At 57.8% G+C, this 18,894-nt stretch carries 15 protein-coding genes; 1 reads left to right on the top strand and 14 read right to left on the bottom strand.

The window, feature by feature from the left end; all coding sequences use genetic code 11:
* Positions 1-5 precede the first annotated feature (5 nt).
* The 13 genes from hisD to ACTIKR_RS02510 all read right to left on the bottom strand — a co-directional run bounded on the left by hisD (position 6) and on the right by ACTIKR_RS02510 (position 15,651).
* Positions 6-1,316, bottom strand: a complete 1,311-nt coding sequence (hisD, locus tag ACTIKR_RS02570; RefSeq protein WP_193090194.1) for a histidinol dehydrogenase — start codon at positions 1,314-1,316, stop codon at positions 6-8.
* A 9-nt stretch (positions 1,317-1,325) separates the two neighbouring features.
* A complete protein-coding gene (hisG, locus tag ACTIKR_RS02565) occupies positions 1,326-1,994 on the bottom strand; it encodes an ATP phosphoribosyltransferase (protein WP_193090193.1) in 669 nt (222 codons plus the stop codon).
* 5 nt (positions 1,995-1,999) lie between these two features.
* Complete coding sequence (murA, locus tag ACTIKR_RS02560) at positions 2,000-3,256, bottom strand: UDP-N-acetylglucosamine 1-carboxyvinyltransferase (protein WP_193090192.1); 1,257 nt, start codon at positions 3,254-3,256, stop codon at positions 2,000-2,002.
* On the bottom strand, positions 3,249-3,491 hold the full coding sequence (locus tag ACTIKR_RS02555) for a BolA family protein (RefSeq protein ID WP_193090191.1): 243 nt from the start codon (positions 3,489-3,491) through the stop codon (positions 3,249-3,251). The genes murA and ACTIKR_RS02555 overlap by 8 nt, the downstream gene beginning before the upstream one ends.
* Before the next feature lie 2 nt (positions 3,492-3,493).
* On the bottom strand, positions 3,494-4,279 hold the full coding sequence (locus ACTIKR_RS02550; protein ID WP_193090190.1) for an ABC transporter permease: 786 nt from the start codon (positions 4,277-4,279) through the stop codon (positions 3,494-3,496).
* Complete coding sequence (locus tag ACTIKR_RS02545; protein WP_193090189.1) at positions 4,276-5,076, bottom strand: ABC transporter ATP-binding protein; 801 nt, start codon at positions 5,074-5,076, stop codon at positions 4,276-4,278. The genes ACTIKR_RS02550 and ACTIKR_RS02545 overlap by 4 nt, the downstream gene beginning before the upstream one ends.
* 67 nt (positions 5,077-5,143) lie before the next feature.
* On the bottom strand, positions 5,144-5,752 hold the full coding sequence (locus tag ACTIKR_RS02540; RefSeq protein WP_193090188.1) for an MlaC/ttg2D family ABC transporter substrate-binding protein: 609 nt from the start codon (positions 5,750-5,752) through the stop codon (positions 5,144-5,146).
* A gap of 184 nt (positions 5,753-5,936) precedes the next feature.
* Positions 5,937-6,932 (bottom strand): MlaA family lipoprotein, encoded by a 996-nt coding sequence (locus ACTIKR_RS02535; RefSeq protein ID WP_193090187.1) that lies wholly within the window; start codon positions 6,930-6,932, stop codon positions 5,937-5,939.
* 102 nt (positions 6,933-7,034) lie between these two features.
* Positions 7,035-7,580, bottom strand: a complete 546-nt coding sequence (gene mlaD, locus ACTIKR_RS02530; RefSeq protein WP_193090186.1) for an outer membrane lipid asymmetry maintenance protein MlaD — start codon at positions 7,578-7,580, stop codon at positions 7,035-7,037.
* A 40-nt stretch (positions 7,581-7,620) separates the two neighbouring features.
* A complete protein-coding gene (mlaE, locus tag ACTIKR_RS02525; protein ID WP_442327082.1) occupies positions 7,621-8,403 on the bottom strand; it encodes a lipid asymmetry maintenance ABC transporter permease subunit MlaE in 783 nt (260 codons plus the stop codon).
* The gene (locus tag ACTIKR_RS02520; protein ID WP_193090184.1) at positions 8,400-9,236 is read right to left on the bottom strand and encodes an ABC transporter ATP-binding protein; all 837 of its coding nucleotides are present in this window, start codon (positions 9,234-9,236) and stop codon (positions 8,400-8,402) included. The genes mlaE and ACTIKR_RS02520 overlap by 4 nt, the downstream gene beginning before the upstream one ends.
* Positions 9,237-9,422: 186 nt before the next feature.
* Entirely contained in the window at positions 9,423-10,889 is a 1,467-nt protein-coding gene (locus ACTIKR_RS02515; protein ID WP_442327081.1) for a glutamate synthase subunit beta, read from the bottom strand.
* A 13-nt stretch (positions 10,890-10,902) separates the two neighbouring features.
* On the bottom strand, positions 10,903-15,651 hold the full coding sequence (locus ACTIKR_RS02510; RefSeq protein ID WP_442327080.1) for a glutamate synthase-related protein: 4,749 nt from the start codon (positions 15,649-15,651) through the stop codon (positions 10,903-10,905).
* 317 nt (positions 15,652-15,968) lie between these two features.
* Between ACTIKR_RS02510 and dbpA the strand changes: the two genes are divergently transcribed.
* Entirely contained in the window at positions 15,969-17,342 is a 1,374-nt protein-coding gene (dbpA, locus tag ACTIKR_RS02505) for an ATP-dependent RNA helicase DbpA (protein ID WP_193090181.1), read from the top strand.
* A 31-nt stretch (positions 17,343-17,373) separates the two neighbouring features.
* Here dbpA and glpK read toward each other — a convergent pair whose 3' ends face one another.
* A complete protein-coding gene (glpK, locus tag ACTIKR_RS02500) occupies positions 17,374-18,858 on the bottom strand; it encodes a glycerol kinase GlpK (RefSeq protein ID WP_193090180.1) in 1,485 nt (494 codons plus the stop codon).
* Positions 18,859-18,894 lie beyond the last annotated feature (36 nt).

Here is an 18,894-nt window from a genome sequence, read left to right as displayed (position 1 = left end):
TATCGTCAGGTAGTAGTGTTCAGGCGGTAACGCGCACTCTGCGCGTGCGCAGCAAGGCCTTCGCCATCGGCCAGTTCGGCGGCAATCGCCCCTAGTGTAATCGCTCCTGCCTCGGACACCTGGATAATACTGCTGCGTTTCTGAAAATCATAGACGCCCAGCGGCGAGGAAAAGCGGGCGGTACGTGCAGTGGGCAGCACATGGTTGGGTCCGGCGCAATAGTCGCCCAGCGCTTCGGACGAAAACCGTCCCAGAAAAATCGCACCGGCATGGCGGATTTTCTCGGCAAGCGCAGGCGCATTTGCGGTGGAAATTTCCAGATGCTCGGGTGCAATTTCATTTGCAATAGACACTGCTTCGTCAAGATTCTGCACCAGAATCAATGCGCCGCGGTCAGACAGGCTTTTGGCAAGAATCTGGGCACGCGGCATGGTCGGCAACAGGCGCACGATCGCTTCCTGCACTTTTTCCAGGAAATCGGCATCGGGGCACAGCAAAATAGCTTGGGCCAATTCGTCATGTTCGGCCTGGGAAAACAGATCCATGGCGATCCAGTCTGCCGGCGTGGTGCCGTCACAGATAATCAGGATCTCGCTGGGGCCGGCAACCATATCAATGCCTACGGTACCGAAAACCCGGCGCTTGGCCGCAGCCACATAGGCATTGCCAGGACCGACAATTTTATCCACGGCGGCAATACTATCGGTGCCGTACGCTAGCGCCCCCACCGCCTGGGCGCCACCGATGGCAACCACGCGATCAACCCCGGCCACGGCGGCGGCAGCCAGCACCAGCGGGTTGCGCACGCCATCGGGCGTTGGCGTGACCATAATGATTTCGCCCACCCCAGCTACCTTGGCCGGAATCGCGTTCATCAGCACCGAAGAGGGATAAGCCGCCTTGCCTCCCGGGACGTAAAGACCGACGCGATCCATGGGCGTGATTTTCTGGCCCAGCACCGTACCGTCCTCTTCCTGGTACTGCCAGGATTCGGCTTTCTGCCGGTCATGATACATGCGCACGCGTTGCGCCGCCTGCTCCAGCGCCTTGCGACGTGCCGGCTCCAGCGCGTCCAGCGCAGCCTGGCACTCTGAGGGCGAAATGTCCAGATCTGCCATCTCGTTAACCGGCAAACGGTCGAATTTGGCCGTGTATTGCAGAACGGCAGCGTCGCCGCGCTGCCGGACGTCCTGCAAAATGCCGGCAACGGCCTGTTCGATATGGGCGTCTTCGCTGGCCTCAAAAGCCAGCAGCCGGCGCAGCTTACCCGCGAACCCATCGGCACGGGAGTCCAGTCGATTAATTACAGGTTTCATAGCTTCAGATCATCCCTGCGAGGGCGTTGCGTGTTCAAAGGCATCCAGAATGGGCTGCAAGACCGCGGCACGGGTTTTGAGCGCGGCCTGGTTGACGATCAGCCGGGAAGACACGGGCATGACATCTTCGACGGCGACCAGGCCATTGGCGCGCAGGGTGCCTCCGGTAGAGACAACGTCGACAATGGCGTCGGCCAGCCCGACCAGCGGCGCCAGCTCCATGGAGCCGTACAGCTTAATAATATCAACATACACGCCCTTGCGGGCAAAATGCTCCCGCGCCACGTTAACGTACTTGGTGGCCACGCGCAGGCGCGCGCCCTGGCGCACCGCTGCTTCATAGTCAAACCCATCGCGCACGGCAACGGCCAGACGACAGCGTGCGATATTCAGGTCAATAGGCTGATACAGCCCGCCCGGATGTTCTTTGCTGTATTCGTACAGCACGTCTTTGCCGGCGATGCCGAAGTCTGCCGCACCATATTGCACATAAGTGGGCACATCAGAGGCGCGCACAATCAAAATCCGCAGATCATCGCGGCTGGTAGGCAGTATCAGCTTGCGTGACTGGTCGGGATGCTCAGTCACGACGATGCCTGCCTGCTCCAGCAGCGGCAGCGTTTCTTCGAAGATACGCCCTTTTGACAGGGCCATGGTCAGTTGGGGATTCTGTGTCATGAGTATCAGCTCCGCAGTCGCTGGATGTCGGCGCCCACCGCTTGCAGCTTGTCTTCCATTTTTTCGTAACCACGATCCAGATGGTAGATGCGATCGATGATGGTTTCACCGGTCGCTGCCAGTCCGGCGATGACCAGGCTGGCAGAGGCCCGCAGATCGGTCGCCATGACCTGAGCGCCCATGAGTTGCTGCACGCCGTTGATGACGGCCGTGTGACCGTCCAGTTCAATATCGGCACCCATGCGCATCAGTTCGGGTACATGCATGTAACGGTTTTCGAATATGTTTTCGACAACGAATGCCGTACCGACTGCCACTGTATTGAGTGCCAGCAACTGGGCCTGCATGTCTGTTGGAAAGCCTGGATACTCACGGGTCCGAAAGCCCACGGCTTTGGGCCGTGTCTGCATAGAGGCGCGAATCCAGTCCGCGCCTGTTTGAATCGTCAGGCCGGCGTCGATAAGCTTGTCCAGCGTCGCGCCCATGGTGTCGGGCGCGGCATTGCGCAACATGATGTCGCCACCGGTTGCACCGACGGCGCACAGGAAAGAACCGGCTTCGATACGGTCGGGCACCACCGTGTAGTCTGTGCCGTGCAGGCGCTCAACGCCGTCAATCACGATCCGGTCCGTGCCATGCCCGGAAATGCGCGCGCCCATGGAGATCAGCATTTCAGCCAGGTCCACCACTTCCGGTTCGCGTGCGGCATTTTCCAGCACAGTCTGGCCTTCAGCCAGTGCCGCAGCCATCAGAAACTGTTCGGTACCGCCCACGGTCACCATATCGGTCACAATGGATGCGCCCTTCAGGCGCGTAGCGCTTGCCACGACAAAGCCATGTTCCACGGCAATGTCTGCGCCCAGCGCCGTCAGTCCCTTGATGTGCTGGTCTACCGGGCGCTGGCCAATGGAGCAGCCGCCAGGCAGACTGACCTTGGCCTGCCCAAACCGGGTCAGTAGCGGCCCAAGGACCAGGATAGAAGCACGCATGGTTTTCACCAACTCGTACGAGGCTTCCAGATTGGTGATCTGGTCGGCCTGCAGATGCACAATACCACCGGCTTCCTGGGTGATTTTAACGCCCAGGTCGGCCAGCAGACGCACTGTGGTGCTGATGTCATTGAGCTGCGGCACATTGCGCAGCGTCACGGGCTCTGCTGTGAGCAGCGCGGCGCACAGGATAGGCAAGGCCGCATTCTTGGCGCCAGAGATGGTGATTTCTCCGTCCAGGCGTCGCCCGCCGACAATTCTGAGTTTATCCATGCTTGCGGTACTCTTCGGGGGTCAGGGTTTTCATTGAAAGCGCGTGAATTTCGGCTTTCATTCTTTCGCCCAGCGCTGCGTACACCGCCTGGTGCCGTGCAATGGGGCGTTTTCCTTCAAAAACAGTGCTGACGATCAGCGCTTCGAAGTGCGAGCCATCGCCGCGCACTTCAATGTGCTCACAGGGCAGGTGCGATTCGATGTAGTGCTGAATCTGTTCGGGAGTAGGTAACATAGTTATGTCCGGAGTTTATATCCCTGCGCAAGCAGACGCAGGGCGTAGGCAGAGAGCAACACGAAAAAGGCCGCCACCACGGCCACACTGTGCCATGGTGAGACATCCGATACTGCGAAGAATCCGTAACGGAACCCGTCAATCATATAGAAAACCGGGTTCCAGTGCGATACCGATTGCCAGAATGGGGGCAGCGAGTGGATAGAATAAAATACACCCGATAAAAACGTAGCGGGCATGATCAGAAAATTCTGGAACGCCGCCAGCTGGTCGAATTTTTCCGACCACAGCCCCGCGACAATACCCAGTACAGCCAGAATACAACAGGAAAGCACCGCAAACACCAGCACCCACAGGATGCTGGCCGGCCATATGGGCACGAAGAACGACGCCATGATCCAGATGCCCAGGCCAACGACCAGGCCGCGCAGGACCGCGGCAATCACATAGGCGGAGAAAAACTCATAATGGGACAGTGGCGGCAGCAGCACGAAAACCAGGTTACCGGTAATCCGGCTCTGAATGAGCGAAGACGACGGGTTGGCAAAGGCGTTCTGTAGCATGCTCATCATCATGAGCCCGGGAATCAGGAAGGCCGTATAGGGAACCGAATCGTACATCCGGACCCGGTCCTCCAGCACATGGGCAAAGACCAACAAGTACAGCATCGCCGTCATGACCGGTGCTGCAACCGTCTGGAACGCAACTTTCCAGAAGCGCAGTAGCTCCTTGTAGAGCAGCGTCGGAAAACCCGAACCGAATTTGATGTCTTTCTGCAGGGGGTTCATGATGCAATCTCCTCCTGCAGGCCGTTATGCATGATGTGCACAAACGCTTCTTCAAGATCCCGGCCGCCCACGCGCGCCATCAGCGCCTGCGTGGTATCGAGCGCAACAATGTGCCCGCGCTTCAGGAGCGCAATGCGGTTGCACAAGGCCTCGGCCTCTTCCAGATAGTGCGTGGTAAGCATGATGGTGTGGCCGCTTTTGTTCAGGCGCACGATAAAATCCCACAGGCTGCGGCGCAGATCCACATCAACGCCGGCGGTGGGTTCGTCCAGAATAATCACGGGCGGGCGGTGCACCAGCGCCTGGGCCACCAGTACGCGCCGCTTCATGCCGCCCGATAGTGCGCGCATATTGGCATCAGCCTTGTCGGTCAGGCCCAGGTTATGCAAAATTTCGTCGATCCAGTCGTCATTCCGGTGAATACCGAAATACCCCGATTGCAAACGCAGGGTTTCGCGTACAGTAAAAAACGGATCGTACACCAGTTCCTGCGGCACCACTCCCAGCGAGCGACGGGCCTGTTTGTACTGCGCAGCAACGTCAAAACCGCAGATACTGGCAGTGCCGGCGGTGGGCTGGGACAGGCCGGCCAGCAGGGAAATCAGCGTGGTTTTGCCGGCTCCATTGGGACCCAGCAGGCCGAAAAACTCACCTTCTTCAACGGTGAAGCTCACATTATCGAGCGCACGAAACGGCGCACGCGCAGGGTCTACCCGGGACGGCAAAAAACGCCGCCAGCCCGCGTTGCGGGCACTGTTATAGACTTTGGAAAGATGTTGTACTTGGACGGCGGACATGAATATAAAAAAATGCTTGCTTCACCAATGAAGCAAGCATTTCATTATAGCTCATACGCCCGTAGAATCAGCGATTGAGTGCCTTAATCAGGCCATCAATGCCGCCTTGCGAGATCTGACCGGCAAACTGATTGCGGTAATTCTGGATAAGCCAGATGTTTTCCACGTTCAGGTCATAGATTTTCCAGCCACTGCCGGCCTTTTCCATACGATAATCCACCGAAATAGGCCCCTGGCCGGCCGTAATGGTAGAGCGCACGACCACATCGCTGGCGTTGGCATCACCACGGAACGGCTGCATGGTAATGGTGGTGCTTGGCGTCACATTGCGAAACGCGCCACTATAAGTCCGCAGCAATGTCTGCTTAAATCCGTTAACCAGCGCCGAACGCTGCTGCGCAGTGGCCTGGCGCCACGGTTGGCCCACCGCCAGACGGGTGGTCTTCTCCATATTGATGTGCGGCATCAGGTACTGAGTGACAATGCCATTGATGGCGCCAACATCGCCACCTTTGGCCGCTTCGTTCTGATTCACGGCCTGCAAGGTGTTATTGGCGATCTGCTCGACGAATTGATTCGGATCCTGGGCAGCCACAGCAGCCTGCATGGCACCTGCCGAAAGGAACCCGGCGATCATGGCGGCCTGGGTGGTCCTGAGAATACCTGCGAATTTCATACGTGATCTCCTTTCTGATCTGTGACGTGACAGTCCGGACTGGCCGGTACCTGCCCAATTGACTCATTGTATTTCCGAGGATACATGGGAAGTGTCAGCAAGAGTAAAAGAACCTGCCGAATGAAACAGCCTGAAAGGAATGGGTCGACAATCCCATTTCAGGCTGTTGTATTCATGCGCGCAATTACTTGCCTTCCGGGTCCGTATAGACGGGGACGGATGAGTCTGCATTGGCGGGACCGCCCGCAGGCGATCCTGCAGGTTGTTGCCGACTGGCTGCTGACGGCTGGGAGGCCGGCTTGGGTGCACTTTGGGCCGCGCCCCCTGCCGGAGCGGCTTCCGGATCATCGTACATCGGCAAATTGGGATTAGCAGCAGCGCCAGTTGCACCCGCGCTGCCCGCTTCAGGGTCATCGTATGACGGCAGGTTGCCGCTACCGGCCTTGCTCTGCCCGCCTGGCTGATCCAGCACGACAGGGCCCAGTTTCTGATTGAGCAATGCCTGGCGACGCTGCAAATAGGCATCACGCAGGAAGCTGTATCGATCCAGCGCGACATCGTTCATGAGATCGCTGGCGTTAAGCAGGTTGGCGCGGGAGTTGACAATGCTGACACCCCAGACCGTGTTGCGCACCGGTACATCGTTGATGGCGCCGGGCGAAGCATAGACTGCAGATCCGCCAACGCCGTCGCCCACCGTGCCGGCGGTATCGCGAAACGTTGACGGCCCCAGCAGCGGCAGCACAAAATAAGGGCCCTGGCCTATACCCCAGACTCCAAGGGTGGTGCCAAAATCGTTCTGGATGCGCGGCGCGCCTTTCATGGAAGCAACGTCGATACACCCGCCCAGGCCCATGGTGGAGTTAAACAGCACCCGGCCGAAGGTATTGACCGAATCAAGGCCACGGCCCTGCAAAAAGCTGTTCACCCCCGACCAGATATCGCCGAAGTTGTTGAAAATATTGGTAACGCAGGTGCGCACCGGACTTGGCACAACCGCCTGATAACCCTTGGCCACAGGCGTGAGCAGGTTGCGGTCAACCGCATCATTGAAAGAAAACATGCTGCGGTTGTAACTTTCCAGTGGATCGCCGGGCGTCGGATTTTTGACCGACGCACAACCGGCGAGCACCACCAAGGCGGAACCCAGACCAACCAGGCGTATTTGAGTTTGTTTCATAGGAGACTCGTTATTTTGTGTCGACAGGCCCGATCCAGACGGTAACTTGCCATCCGGACTGCAGCGCCTTGCATTAGCCTAAATATACCAGTATTTGAACAGTTATTGCACAGGCGCCGGTGCAGATGCAGGCGGCGTCAGCGCCGGCGCACTTTGCTGCTGGCCCGCACCGCCACTGCCCGAAGCACTGGATCCTTCCGATTCTGCCTTGGAAAACAGGAACTTGCTGATCAGCTCTTCGAGCACCACAGCGCTCTGCGTATAGATAATTTCACTGTTGTCAGCCAGATTTTTTTCTTCGGCGCCAGGCGTCAAGCCCACATACTGCTCACCGAGCAGCCCCGAGGTCATGATGGACGCCGAACTGTCTTCAGGAAACTGATAGCCGGCTTCAATATCCATACCCACAACCGCCTTGAACACTTTATTGTCAAAGTCGATGCTGCTGACCCGGCCAACCACCACGCCATTGCTTTTGACCGGAGAGCGCACTTTGAGCGCGCCGATATTCTCGAATTTACCGGTCACATGATAGGTTTGCCCGATAGAAAAGGTTCTGAGGTTGCCTGCCTGCAGCATCATGAACACCGCAGCCAGAATACCCAGCAACACGAACAACCCAACCAGAAAATCTGTTTTCTTACTCATTTGAATTTAACCTTTTTCGTGTGCACGTCACAAAACGCGACTAACCACCGAACATCACTGCAGTGAGCAGGAAATCGAGCGCAAGCACCAGTAGCGAACTGACCACCACCGTGCGTGTCGTGGCACGCGCTACGCCTTCCGGCGTGGGCCGCGACATCCAGCCCTCATAGACTGAAACCAGCATGACTGCCAGACCGAATACCACGCTTTTGATGAATCCTGCCAGAATATCGTCCCGAATATCGACAGCGCTTTGCATTTGCGACCAGAATGAACCACCATCCACGCCAATGAGCACCACCGCAACCAGCCAGCCGCCCATAATACCGACAGCCGAAAAAATCAGCGCGAGAATCGGCATGGCGATCACGCCGCCCCAAAAACGCGGAACCACAATGCGTCGCAACGGGTTAATGCCCATCACCTCAATGGCCGCGATCTGCTCGCCAGCCTTCATCAGGCCGATTTCCGCGGTAATGGAAGTACCGGCCCTGCCGGCAAACAACAGCGCGGTCACGACCGGCCCCAGCTCGCGCACCAGGCCCAGGGCCACCATGACGCCCAGCGCCTCTTCGGAACCATAACGGGTGAGCGTGTAATAGCCCTGCAAACCCAGCACAAAGCCAACAAACAGGCCCGATACCGCGATAATGATCAGCGAATAGTTGCCGATAAAATGAATTTGCTCAATGACCAGCCGGGGGCGCTTGAACACCACCCCGCTACGCGCCAGGACGTCAAGAAAAAACCGGAAACAGATTCCCAGCGTCAGAATGGGACGCGTAACGCGCGCGCCCAGCGCAGTAATAAAACTGACGATCATTTGACGCCCTCACGATGACGGCTGAGCCAGCGATCGAAATCGTCAGAGGGCGGATACTCAAACACCACGGGTCCGCTGGAGGCACCCTTGAGAAACTGCCGCGCCAGCGAATTGTCAGACTGGCGCACTTGGTCCGGCGTGCCCGATACCACCAGGCTGCCGTCACCTACCATATAAACCTGGTCGGCAATCAGGAAGGACTCTTCCAGATCATGCGTAATGAGTACGGTGGCGCAGCCGAGCTTGTCGGTCAGGCTGCGGATCAGACGAGCCGTCATGCCAAGCGAGATCGGATCCAGCCCGGCAAAGGGTTCGTCAAACAGAATAATCTCGGGTTCCAGCACAATGGCCCGGGCCAGCGCAACCCGGCGCGCCATGCCGCCCGAAATTTCGGAAACACTCAAATGCGCGGCGCGCTTGAGCCCGACCTGATCCAGTTTGTCCAGCACCTTTTCCAGGATAACGGCTTCGCTGTCCTTGCTCAGTTCGCGCAAGGGAAACGCCACGTTGCCAAATACGCTCAGGTCTGTAAACAAGGCGCCCTGCTGGAACAATACGCCCATGCGACGACGCACGGCGCCCAGTTGCTGGGGCGTCATGCGATTGACATCGTGGTCAAAGACCGTAACGGCCCCTTTCTGGGCGCGAATCTGGCCCGTTGCTGCGCGCAACAAGGTGGTCTTACCGGAACCGGAACCACCAATAAGTGCAACCACTTCGCCTTTGTATACTTCGAGATTCAGATCCCGCAAAATGACGCGTGTATCGTAACCAAGGGTGACATCCGCAAACCGAATAACCGGCGGGGAGGAGTGACGTGACTCTACTGTCATCAAAGAAATTTCTTGAAAAAGAGACCCTATTGTATCTGTTTAACGGGAGTTGGTAAAAACAAAACGCAAAAATGCGCAAGTGCCTGCTCAACATGAAAACAGGCACTTGCGCACGCTCAAGACAAACTACCGGGGAGATTGCGTAATGCAGCGTAACAATTGCTTCACACTGCCCGGCAGGGGAAATTAGCGCGGCAGCAGCGAGGCCCCCATCAGAAATTCATCTACCGCACGCGCGCATTGACGACCTTCGCGTATGGCCCAGACCACCAGCGACTGGCCACGTCGCATATCGCCTGCCGTGAACACTTTGTCCCGGGAGGAGCGATAGTTTTCAACGTTGGCTTTCACATTGCCGCGCTGGTCTTTCTCCACCCCGAACGCGTTCAGTACCGCAGCGACGGGAGAAACAAAGCCCATAGCCAGAAATACCAGATCCGCTTTCAGTTCAAATTCCGACCCTTCGATTTCCTGCATTTTCATCTGGCCAGTTGCCTCGTCCTTGATCCATTCCACACGTGTGCAGACCAGCTTTTTGAGCTTGCCCTTGTCACCCTTGAAGCATTTGGTGGTGATGGCCCAGTCACGCTCACACCCTTCGAGATGCGAAGACGAAGTACGCAGCTTGGCAGGCCAGTAGGGCCAGGTCAGTGCCTTGTTTTCGTGCTCCGGCGGCCGGGGCATCAGCTCAATCTGCGTAACCGATGCCGCACCCTGGCGGTTACTTGTACCCACACAGTCTGAACCGGTATCGCCGCCACCGATCACAATCACGTGCTTGCCTGCAGCCGAGATCTGATTGGCGATACGGTCGCCCGCATTGCGTTTGTTCTGCTGACGCAGAAAATCCATGGCAAAGTGAACACCACTCAGCTCACGTCCCGGCACTGGCAGATCGCGCGGCATCTCGGCGCCGCCAGCCATGATGACGGCGTCAAATTGCTTGTCCAGCTCTGCCGTCGTGATGACATTCAGGCCGTCTTCGGTAGCATCGCCAGCGGCGCCCACATAAGTGGATGCCTGAAACTCAACACCTTCGGCTTCCATTTGGGAAACGCGACGCTCGATCAGGCTCTTGTCCAGCTTGAAGTCGGGAATTCCGTAGCGCATCAACCCGCCAATACGATTGCTTTTTTCAAAAACCGTCACGCTGTGCCCTGCGCGCCCCAGTTGCTGCGCAGCAGCCAGCCCAGCGGGACCGGAGCCGACCACGGCGATTTTTTTGCCGGTTTTTTTCAACGGCGGCTGCGGTACCACCCAGCCTTCATTCCAGCCCTTATCGATAATGGCATGCTCAATGGACTTGATGCCAACCGGATCATTGTTGATATTGAGCGTACAGGCCTCTTCGCAAGGCGCGGGACAGATGCGGCCGGTAAACTCGGGAAAGTTGTTGGTCGAATGCAGAACCTCGAGCGCCTGTTTCCATTGCTGACGGTACACCAGATCATTCCAGTCGGGAATAATATTGTTGACCGGACAGCCGGTGTTGCAGAACGGGATGCCGCAATCCATGCAGCGCGCGCCTTGCACCTGCGCCTGCTTGTCCTCCAGCGACAGGACAAACTCTTTATAGTGTTTCAGGCGCGCACCGGGCGCCTCGTACGATTCGGCAACCCGCTCGAATTCGATAAAACCGGTAATTTTACCCATGATAGATCTTTCCTTAAGCTGCTTTGCGGGCGGTTTGTTCTGACTGCCAGATTTCTGCCAGAGCACGTTTATAGTCGGTCGGCATGACCTTGACAAATTGCTTGCGGGCCTTGTCCCAGTCACCCAGCAGATCGCGCGCACGGAAACTGCCGGTCAGGCGGAAATGATTTTCCACCAGCGTGTGCAGGATCGATTCGTCGGTCTGACGCTCTTGTCCGCGCTGGACACAATGCCAGCCGTCCTGCCGGTTTTCCTTGAGCTGATCGTCGTGTGCCGCGACCTCGCCCAGTTCTACCATTGCCATATTGCAACGCGATTTGAGCTCCCCTTCAGGATCCCACACATAGGCCACGCCGCCGGACATACCGGCAGCAAAGTTGCGGCCTGTTTCGCCCAGCACCACGACCGTACCGCCGGTCATGTATTCGCACCCATGATCTCCGGTGCCTTCCACGACCGTAGCGGCGCCGGAGTTGCGCACCGCAAACCGCTCGCCGACCACGCCATTGAAATAGGCATCACCGGCCAGCGCGCCATAAAGCAAGGTATTGCCTGCAATGATGTGATCCGGCCCGTAACCGCGGAAGTCATTGGGTGAGCGCACGATAATGCGACCGCCCGAGAGCCCCTTGCCCACGTAGTCATTGCCTTCACCAACCAGATCAAAAGTAATGCCGTGCGCCAGGAAGGCGCCAAAACTCTGGCCTGCCGTGCCGTTCAACTGAATGTGAATCGTATCGTCGGGCAGCCCTTCGTGGCCATATTTGCGGGCAACCGCGCCCGACAGCATGGAGCCGACCGTCCGGTTGCGGTTGCGAATCGGCACAATAAATGACACTTTTTCGCCGCGTTCGAGTGCTGCCTTGCTGCGCTCCAGCAGTTGAATATCCAACGCCTTGCCCAGCCCGTGATCCTGCTCTTCAGTGTGCCGCACAGAGGTGTCCACATCAGGCTGATGAAAAACATTGCTAAAGTCCAGCCCACGCGCTTTCCAGTGCTCGATGCCGGCACGCGTATCCAGCAGATCGGCGCGACCGATGAGTTCGTCGAACTTGCGGATGCCCAGTTGCGCCATGATTTCGCGAACCTCTTCGGCAATAAAGAAGAAGAAATTGACCACGTGCTCGGGCTTGCCCTGGAATTTCTTGCGCAGCACCGGATCCTGCGTTGCCACGCCTACCGGGCAGGTATTCAGATGGCATTTGCGCATCATGATACAGCCCTCGACCACCAGCGGCGCCGTTGCAAAGCCGAATTCATCGGCTCCCAGCAACGCACCAATGACCACGTCCCGCCCTGTTTTCATCTGGCCATCCGCCTGCACGCGTACGCGGCTGCGCAGCTTGTTCAGCACCAGCGTTTGCTGGGTTTCCGACAGGCCAAGTTCCCACGAGGTACCGGCGTGCTTAATGGAAGAAATGGGCGACGCTCCTGTGCCGCCGTCATGTCCGGCAATCACAATGTGATCGGACTTGGCTTTGGCCACCCCGGCGGCAACGGTCCCTACACCCACCTCGGAAACCAGTTTGGTGGAAATGGATGCCGTCGGATTGACGTTTTTCAGATCATGGATCAATTGCGCCAGATCTTCGATAGAGTAGATATCGTGATGCGGCGGCGGGGAAATCAGACCGACGCCGGGCACGGAGTAACGCAGCTTGGCAATGTACTCGGACACTTTGTGGCCGGGCAACTGGCCACCCTCGCCAGGCTTGGCGCCTTGCGCCATTTTGATCTGGATCTGATCTGCACTGGACAGATACTCTGCGCTCACGCCGAAACGGCCTGACGCAACCTGCTTGATCTTGGAACGCAATGAATCGCCTTGCTGCAGCGGGACATCGGCTTCAATGCGATCCGCGCCCAGCACCGAGGCCAGCGTATCGCCGTTTTTGATACCGCTGACGCCGTTGCGCAATTCGTTGCGATAGCGCAGTTCGTCTTCACCGCCCTCGCCGGTATTGGATTTGCCGCCAATACGGTTCATGGCCACGGCCAGCACCGAGTGCGCTTCGGTAGAGATCGATCCTAGCGACATGGCGCCGGTGGCAAAGCGCTTGACAATTTCCTTGGCGGGCTCAACCTCTTCCAGCGCAATGGCCTTGGCCGGATCGACGCGAAATTCGAACAGACCGCGGAAGGTCATGTGACGGCGTGACTGATCATTGATCAGCTGGGCGTATTCCTTGTAGGTGCGATAGTTATTGGCGCGGGTGGAATGTTGCAGCTTGGCGATGGAGTCCGGTGTCCACATGTGCTCTTCACCCCGAACACGAAACTCATACTCGCCGCCGGCGTCCAGGGCGTTTTTCAGGACAGGATCTTCGCTATATGCCGCCTGATGCAGACGCAGTGCTTCTTCTGCGACCTGGAAGACATCAATCCCTTCGATTTTGCTGGGCGTGCCGGAGAAATATTTTTCTACCAGCGCCGATTGCAGGCCGACCGCCTCGAAAATCTGCGCGCCTGTGTATGACATATAGGTGGAGATGCCCATTTTGGACATGACCTTGTTCAGGCCTTTGCCCACGGCTTTCACATAATTGTTGACTGCCTTTTCCGGTTCCGGAAAGCCAGCCAGGGTTTCCATGACCAGATTCGGATAAATCGCCTCTGCGCCAAACCCGCCAAGCAGCGCAAAGTGATGCACTTCACGCGCCGAGCCGGTTTCCACGACCAGACCGGTTGCAGTACGCAGGCCCTCGCGAATCAAATGCTGATGCACGGCCGAGGTGGCCAGCAAGGCCGGAATGGCCACCCGCTCGCCATCCATATTGCGATCGGACAGAATCAGAATATTGAGCCCGCTGCGAACCGCATCGGCGGCACTGGCACACAATGCGGCGACACAGGCCTCGATACCTTCGCTGCCCCAGCTTGCCGGATAGGTAATATCCAGCTCGGCACTGCGAAACTTGTTGTCGGTATATTTTTCGATATCGCGCAACACCGACATGCCGGCAAAGTCCAGGATGGGCTGGGACACTTCGATCCGCTGCGGCGGATTAACGTTATTGATATCCAGCAGATTGGGTTTGGGACCGATGAAGGACACCAGCGACATCACCAATTGCTCACGAATCGGATCGATAGGCGGATTGGTCACCTGCGCAAACAGCTGACGGAAATAGTTGTAGAACGACTTGGCTCGGGACGACAGTACAGCCAGTGGCGTGTCGTTACCCATGGAGCCGATGGCCTCTTCGCCGTTTTTGGACATGGGCTCGATAATGAACTTGAGATCTTCCTGATTCCAGCCAAAGGCCTGCTGGCGATCCAGCAGCGCCGCTGGCGAGCTGACCGCTTGCGGGTGATTTTTCTCATGCACAAGAATGTCATCGAGCTTGACGCGCAGGCGCTTGATCCACTGGCCATAGGGACGGTTGTTGGACAATTGCGATTTGATTTCATCATCGCCAATGATGCGACCCTGCTCCAGATCGATCAGCAGCATGCGACCGGGCTGCAGGCGCCATTTTTTGATAATGCGGTTTTCCGGAACGGTCAGCGTGCCGGCCTCGGAAGCCAGAATGACCATATCGTCATCGGTAATCAGATAGCGGGCGGGACGCAAGCCGTTACGGTCCAGTGTGGCGCCGATCTGGCGACCATCGGTAAACGCCACTGCCGCCGGACCATCCCAAGGCTCCATCTTGGCCGCGTTGTACTCGTAGAATGCACGACGGTTCTCGTCCATCGTGGCGTGCTGCTCCCAGGCTTCCGGGATCATCATCATCATGGCATGGGACAGCGAATAGCCGGACGTCACCAGCAGTTCCAGGCAGTTGTCGAACGTAGCCGTATCAGACTGACCCTCATACACAATCGGATAGAGCTTTTTCAGGTCATCGCCAAGCACGGCCGATTCCATCATGCCTTCACGTGCACGCAACCAGTTGAAGTTGCCCTTGACGGTATTGATCTCGCCGTTATGAGCGATCATGCGATAGGGGTGGGCCAGCGGCCAGGCCGGGAACGTATTGGTTGAAAACCGCTGGTGCACTAGCGCCAGCGCAGACACCGCCCGGGTATCGGCCAGGTCGCGATAGTAAATGCCAACCTGGTTGGCCAGCAGAAGCCCTTTGTAGACGACGGTGCGCACCGAGGCCGAAGGTACAAAATACTCCTGGCCATGGGCCAGGCGCATATTTTGAATCGCGTGGCTGGCGGTCTTGCGAATAACGTAAAGCTTGCGCTCCAGGGCATCGGGCACCATCACGTCCGGCCCGCGGCCGATAAAGAGCTGGCGAATAAGCGGCTCACAATCGCGTACGGTGGGCGACATTTCCATGTCATGATCGATGGGTACATCACGCCAGCCCAGCAAGACCTGGCCTTCATCGCGCACGGCGCGTTCCAGTTCTTTCTCACAGGCCAGACGGGAAGCCGTTTCCTTGGGCAGGAACACCATAGCCACACCGTATTCGCCCTCGGCAGGCAGGGTCACGCCCTGTTTGGCCATTTCCTCACGGTAAAGCGTATCGGGAATCTGAATCAGAATCCCGGCACCGTCGCCCATGAGCTTATCGGCGCCCACGGCACCCCGGTGATCCAGATTTTCAAGAATCTTCAGACCCTGCTGAATAATGGCATGGCTTTTACGGCCCTTGATATTGGCCACAAAGCCGACACCACAGGCGTCGTGTTCGTTGGCCGGGTCATACATGCCCTGCGCTTTGGGCATACGATGAGGGCGATGACCAATGGCAGAGGCGTCGACAACCGACACCTGACCATCGAAAGAAGATGAATGAACTGACATAGGAAAACTCCGCAGAGTGCTGCGTAAAAAAATGCGCCGCGATTGGACCGGGATACTGCTTAAACTACTTAAACGCTATCGTGCAGCGCAATAAGGGACAAGAAAGAATACTGCGATTACCCTAGTGTGGCAAGAAAAATAATAAGGGACGGACCCTAATATAACGTGCACTATTTTGGTTCGGTTTTAATTAGGGACAGATCAATGATTATGACGATTTAAGGTACAATAAGTCTTCGATTTCATTGCGCTTTTCCTATCGCGCTCATTTTTTAGCAAGGCCGCATTGCTTGCGCCTTCGTCACCATCAGGCCACCATGTCTTTTTCCACCCTTCCCCTTTCCGATGCCCAGCAGAAAAATCTGGCCGAACTCGGCTTTCAAACGATGACGCCGATCCAGTCTGCCAGCTTGCCGGCCGTCCTGGAGGGCCGGGATGTACTGGCTCAGGCAAAAACGGGAAGCGGCAAGACACTGGCCTTTGCACTGGGCCTGCTGCAACGATTGAACCCTGCCTATTTCGGTTGCCAGGCGCTGGTCCTGTGCCCGACCCGGGAACTGGCCGAACAGGTTGCACAGGAAGTGCGCAAGCTGGCACGCGCGCTGGGCAATATCAAAGTGCTTGCACTATACGGGGGCACGGCCCTGAAGCCGCAGGCAGAATCGCTCCAGCATGGTGCACATATTGTTGTCGGCACGCCCGGCCGGGTGTTGGATCTGGTCGACCGCGACGTCCTTAATTTGTCTGCAGTCAAGGTTTTGGTGCTGGATGAGGCTGATCGCATGATCGATATGGGCTTTTACGAAGACATCAGCGCGATCACCCAGGCCTGCCCGCTCAAGCGACAGAACTTGCTGTTCTCGGCAACCTTTCCGCCCGCCATCCTCAAAGCCAGCGAGGGGTTCCTGATGAATCCGGTGCATGTGCGCACAGACGACAAGCCCGACCATCCCGACACCGACTCCTGGTTCGTGGCTACCGAAGACGCCGACCGGTTTGAAACCACCGCCACACTGCTCAATGCCTATCGTCCCGTCTCTACGCTGGCCTTTTGCAACACCAAGGCCCAATGCGAGGCACTGACCGATTCTCTGCTGGAGCGCGGCATCGAAGCCCGTACATTACACGGCGATATGGACCAGCGAGACCGCGAAGATGTGCTGGTCGACTTTATCGGACAAAGCTGCTCGGTCCTGGTGGCCACCGACGTGGCCGCAAGGGGCCTGGATATTTCCACCCTTGATGCAGTGATCAATGTCGATATGTCGCCCAACGCGGAAACTCATATCCATCGTGTGGGACGCACTGGCCGGGTTGCCGGGCGAGGCGGACTGGCGCTCACTTTGTGCACACCCAAAGAAAAATTTCGCGCCGAACGCATCGAACAGGCGCTGGGCAAGCCACTGGCCTGGCTGGACATGAATACGCTCAAGCGCGCTCGCGGCGCCTTCACGCCCCCGATGCGCACGATCTGCATTCGGGGCGGCAAGAAGGACAAACTGCGGCCAGGCGATCTGCTGGGGGCGCTTACCAAAGACCTGGGCCTGCAAGCCGATCAGGTCGGTAAAATCAGTCTTTTTGATTTTGTGGCCTTCGTGGCCATTGACCGCAGCATTGCTGAAGATACACTGCAGCGCCTGAGCCAGCGCCCTATCAAGGGTCGATCATTCCAGATGCGCTTTCTGAGCTAAACGCGGCTGCGCGGGCTGGGTCGCCCAGTCATCAGGTGCCGCTAATCGTTTGCGCAACTGCCTTTTCCCACCGCTGCATGCACGCCTGCGCCTGGTCCCGGCTCATGGCAGGCTCAAAGGTTTTATCGATACGCCACAGCTGCTCGATCTGCTCAACGTCGGACCAGATGCCGCACTGCAGCCCGGCCAGATAAGCAGCGCCCAGCGCGGTCGTTTCCACCACTTGCGGACGTAACACCGGGATACCCAGCAGATCGGCCTGAAATTGCATCAGCGCATCATTGACACTGGCGCCGCCGTCTACCCGTAACTGCTCCAACCCCGCGCCGTCGCGCGCCATGGCCGACAGCAGTGCGGCGCTCTGATAGGCAATGCTCTCGACTGCAGCACGGGCAATGTGCGCAGCGGTCGTGGCGCGATTGATGCCGACCAGCGTCCCACGGGCGTCTGCGTTCCAGTACGGCGCGCCCAAACCGGTAAAAGCAGGGACGAACATGACGCCACCCGTATCGGGAACCGACTGGGCCAGCGCCTGCACATCCCGGCTTCTTTTAATGATCCCAAGACCGTCACGCAGCCACTGCACGGCCGCGCCCGCCACAAAGACGCTACCCTCCAGCGCGAACTCCGGCTGTTGCTGGCCATATTGCGCAACCCGGGTCGTGAGCAGTCCATTTTCAGAAGCGGTAAAGCGCGTGCCGGTGTGCAGCAGAGCAAAGCAACCTGTGCCGTAGGTATTTTTAGCCATCCCCGCCCGCGTGCACGCCTGGCCAAAAAGCGCACTATGCTGATCGCCCGCCACGCCGCAAATGGGCAGCGCATAACCCAGCAGATCGGCAGGGATATCGCCATAGTGAGCGCTGGAGGCCATCACCTGCGGCAGCAGGCTGGCGGGAATCTGGAACAGATCCAGCAACTGCGGGTCCCACCGTCCTGTATGCACATTAAACAGCATGGTGCGCGATGCATTGGTCACATCGGTGGCGTGCACGTTGCCGCCGGTCAGTTGCCAGATCAGCCAGCTGTCAATGGTGCCGAACAGGAGTTCGCCTTTTTCGGCACGCGCCCTGGCCTGCGGCAGATGCTCCAGCATCCAGACCAGCTTGGTCGCAGAAAAATACGCATCCAGGCGCAGGCCGGTTTTCTCCAGAATCATGGACTCATGCCCCTGATCGCGCAACTGGCGGCATAACGGTTCGCCCCGACGATCCTGCCATACGATTGCCGGCCCCAGGGGTTCGCCTGTCCGACGGTCCCATAACACCGTTGTCTCGCGCTGATTGGTAATGCCGACTGCGCGCACCCGGGCAATGTCCACCGCGGTCTGATGCAGCACCTTTTGCATGGTGACCAGCTGGGTACGCCAGATTTCAACCGCGTCGTGCTCGACCCAGCCCGATTGCGGATAATGCTGCGTAAACTCCTGCTGCGCAAGTCCCACAATTTGCCCGTTGCGATCAAATAAAATGCTGCGGGAACTGGACGTTCCCTGATCTAGCGCCAGCAGATAATCCATGGTTCGCTCTCCGAAAATGAGATCAGGCTGGCGCAC

Source organism: Advenella sp. (assembly GCF_052108595.1).
Classification (GTDB): Bacteria; Pseudomonadota; Gammaproteobacteria; order Burkholderiales; family Burkholderiaceae_B; genus Advenella.
The sequence above is the reverse complement of the archived record's forward strand: the minus strand, read 5'-3'. Positions and strand labels throughout refer to the sequence as shown.

Excerpts from the sequence above, each read along its gene's own strand:
- hisD (WP_193090194.1), bottom strand. The coding sequence starts at position 1,316 with ATGAAACCTGTAATTAATCGACTGGACTCCCGTGCCGATGGGTTCGCG.
- hisG (WP_193090193.1), bottom strand. The coding sequence starts at position 1,994 with ATGACACAGAATCCCCAACTGACCATGGCCCTGTCAAAAGGGCGTATC.
- murA (WP_193090192.1), bottom strand. The coding sequence starts at position 3,256 with ATGGATAAACTCAGAATTGTCGGCGGGCGACGCCTGGACGGAGAAATC.
- ACTIKR_RS02555 (WP_193090191.1), bottom strand. The coding sequence starts at position 3,491 with ATGTTACCTACTCCCGAACAGATTCAGCACTACATCGAATCGCACCTG.
- ACTIKR_RS02550 (WP_193090190.1), bottom strand. The coding sequence starts at position 4,279 with ATGAACCCCCTGCAGAAAGACATCAAATTCGGTTCGGGTTTTCCGACG.
- ACTIKR_RS02545 (WP_193090189.1), bottom strand. The coding sequence starts at position 5,076 with ATGTCCGCCGTCCAAGTACAACATCTTTCCAAAGTCTATAACAGTGCC.
- ACTIKR_RS02540 (WP_193090188.1), bottom strand. The coding sequence starts at position 5,752 with ATGAAATTCGCAGGTATTCTCAGGACCACCCAGGCCGCCATGATCGCC.
- ACTIKR_RS02535 (WP_193090187.1), bottom strand. The coding sequence starts at position 6,932 with ATGAAACAAACTCAAATACGCCTGGTTGGTCTGGGTTCCGCCTTGGTG.
- mlaD (WP_193090186.1), bottom strand. The coding sequence starts at position 7,580 with ATGAGTAAGAAAACAGATTTTCTGGTTGGGTTGTTCGTGTTGCTGGGT.
- mlaE (WP_442327082.1), bottom strand. The coding sequence starts at position 8,403 with ATGATCGTCAGTTTTATTACTGCGCTGGGCGCGCGCGTTACGCGTCCC.
- ACTIKR_RS02520 (WP_193090184.1), bottom strand. The coding sequence starts at position 9,236 with ATGACAGTAGAGTCACGTCACTCCTCCCCGCCGGTTATTCGGTTTGCG.
- ACTIKR_RS02515 (WP_442327081.1), bottom strand. The coding sequence starts at position 10,889 with ATGGGTAAAATTACCGGTTTTATCGAATTCGAGCGGGTTGCCGAATCG.
- ACTIKR_RS02510 (WP_442327080.1), bottom strand. The coding sequence starts at position 15,651 with ATGTCAGTTCATTCATCTTCTTTCGATGGTCAGGTGTCGGTTGTCGAC.
- dbpA (WP_193090181.1), top strand. The coding sequence starts at position 15,969 with ATGTCTTTTTCCACCCTTCCCCTTTCCGATGCCCAGCAGAAAAATCTG.
- glpK (WP_193090180.1), bottom strand. The coding sequence starts at position 18,858 with ATGGATTATCTGCTGGCGCTAGATCAGGGAACGTCCAGTTCCCGCAGC.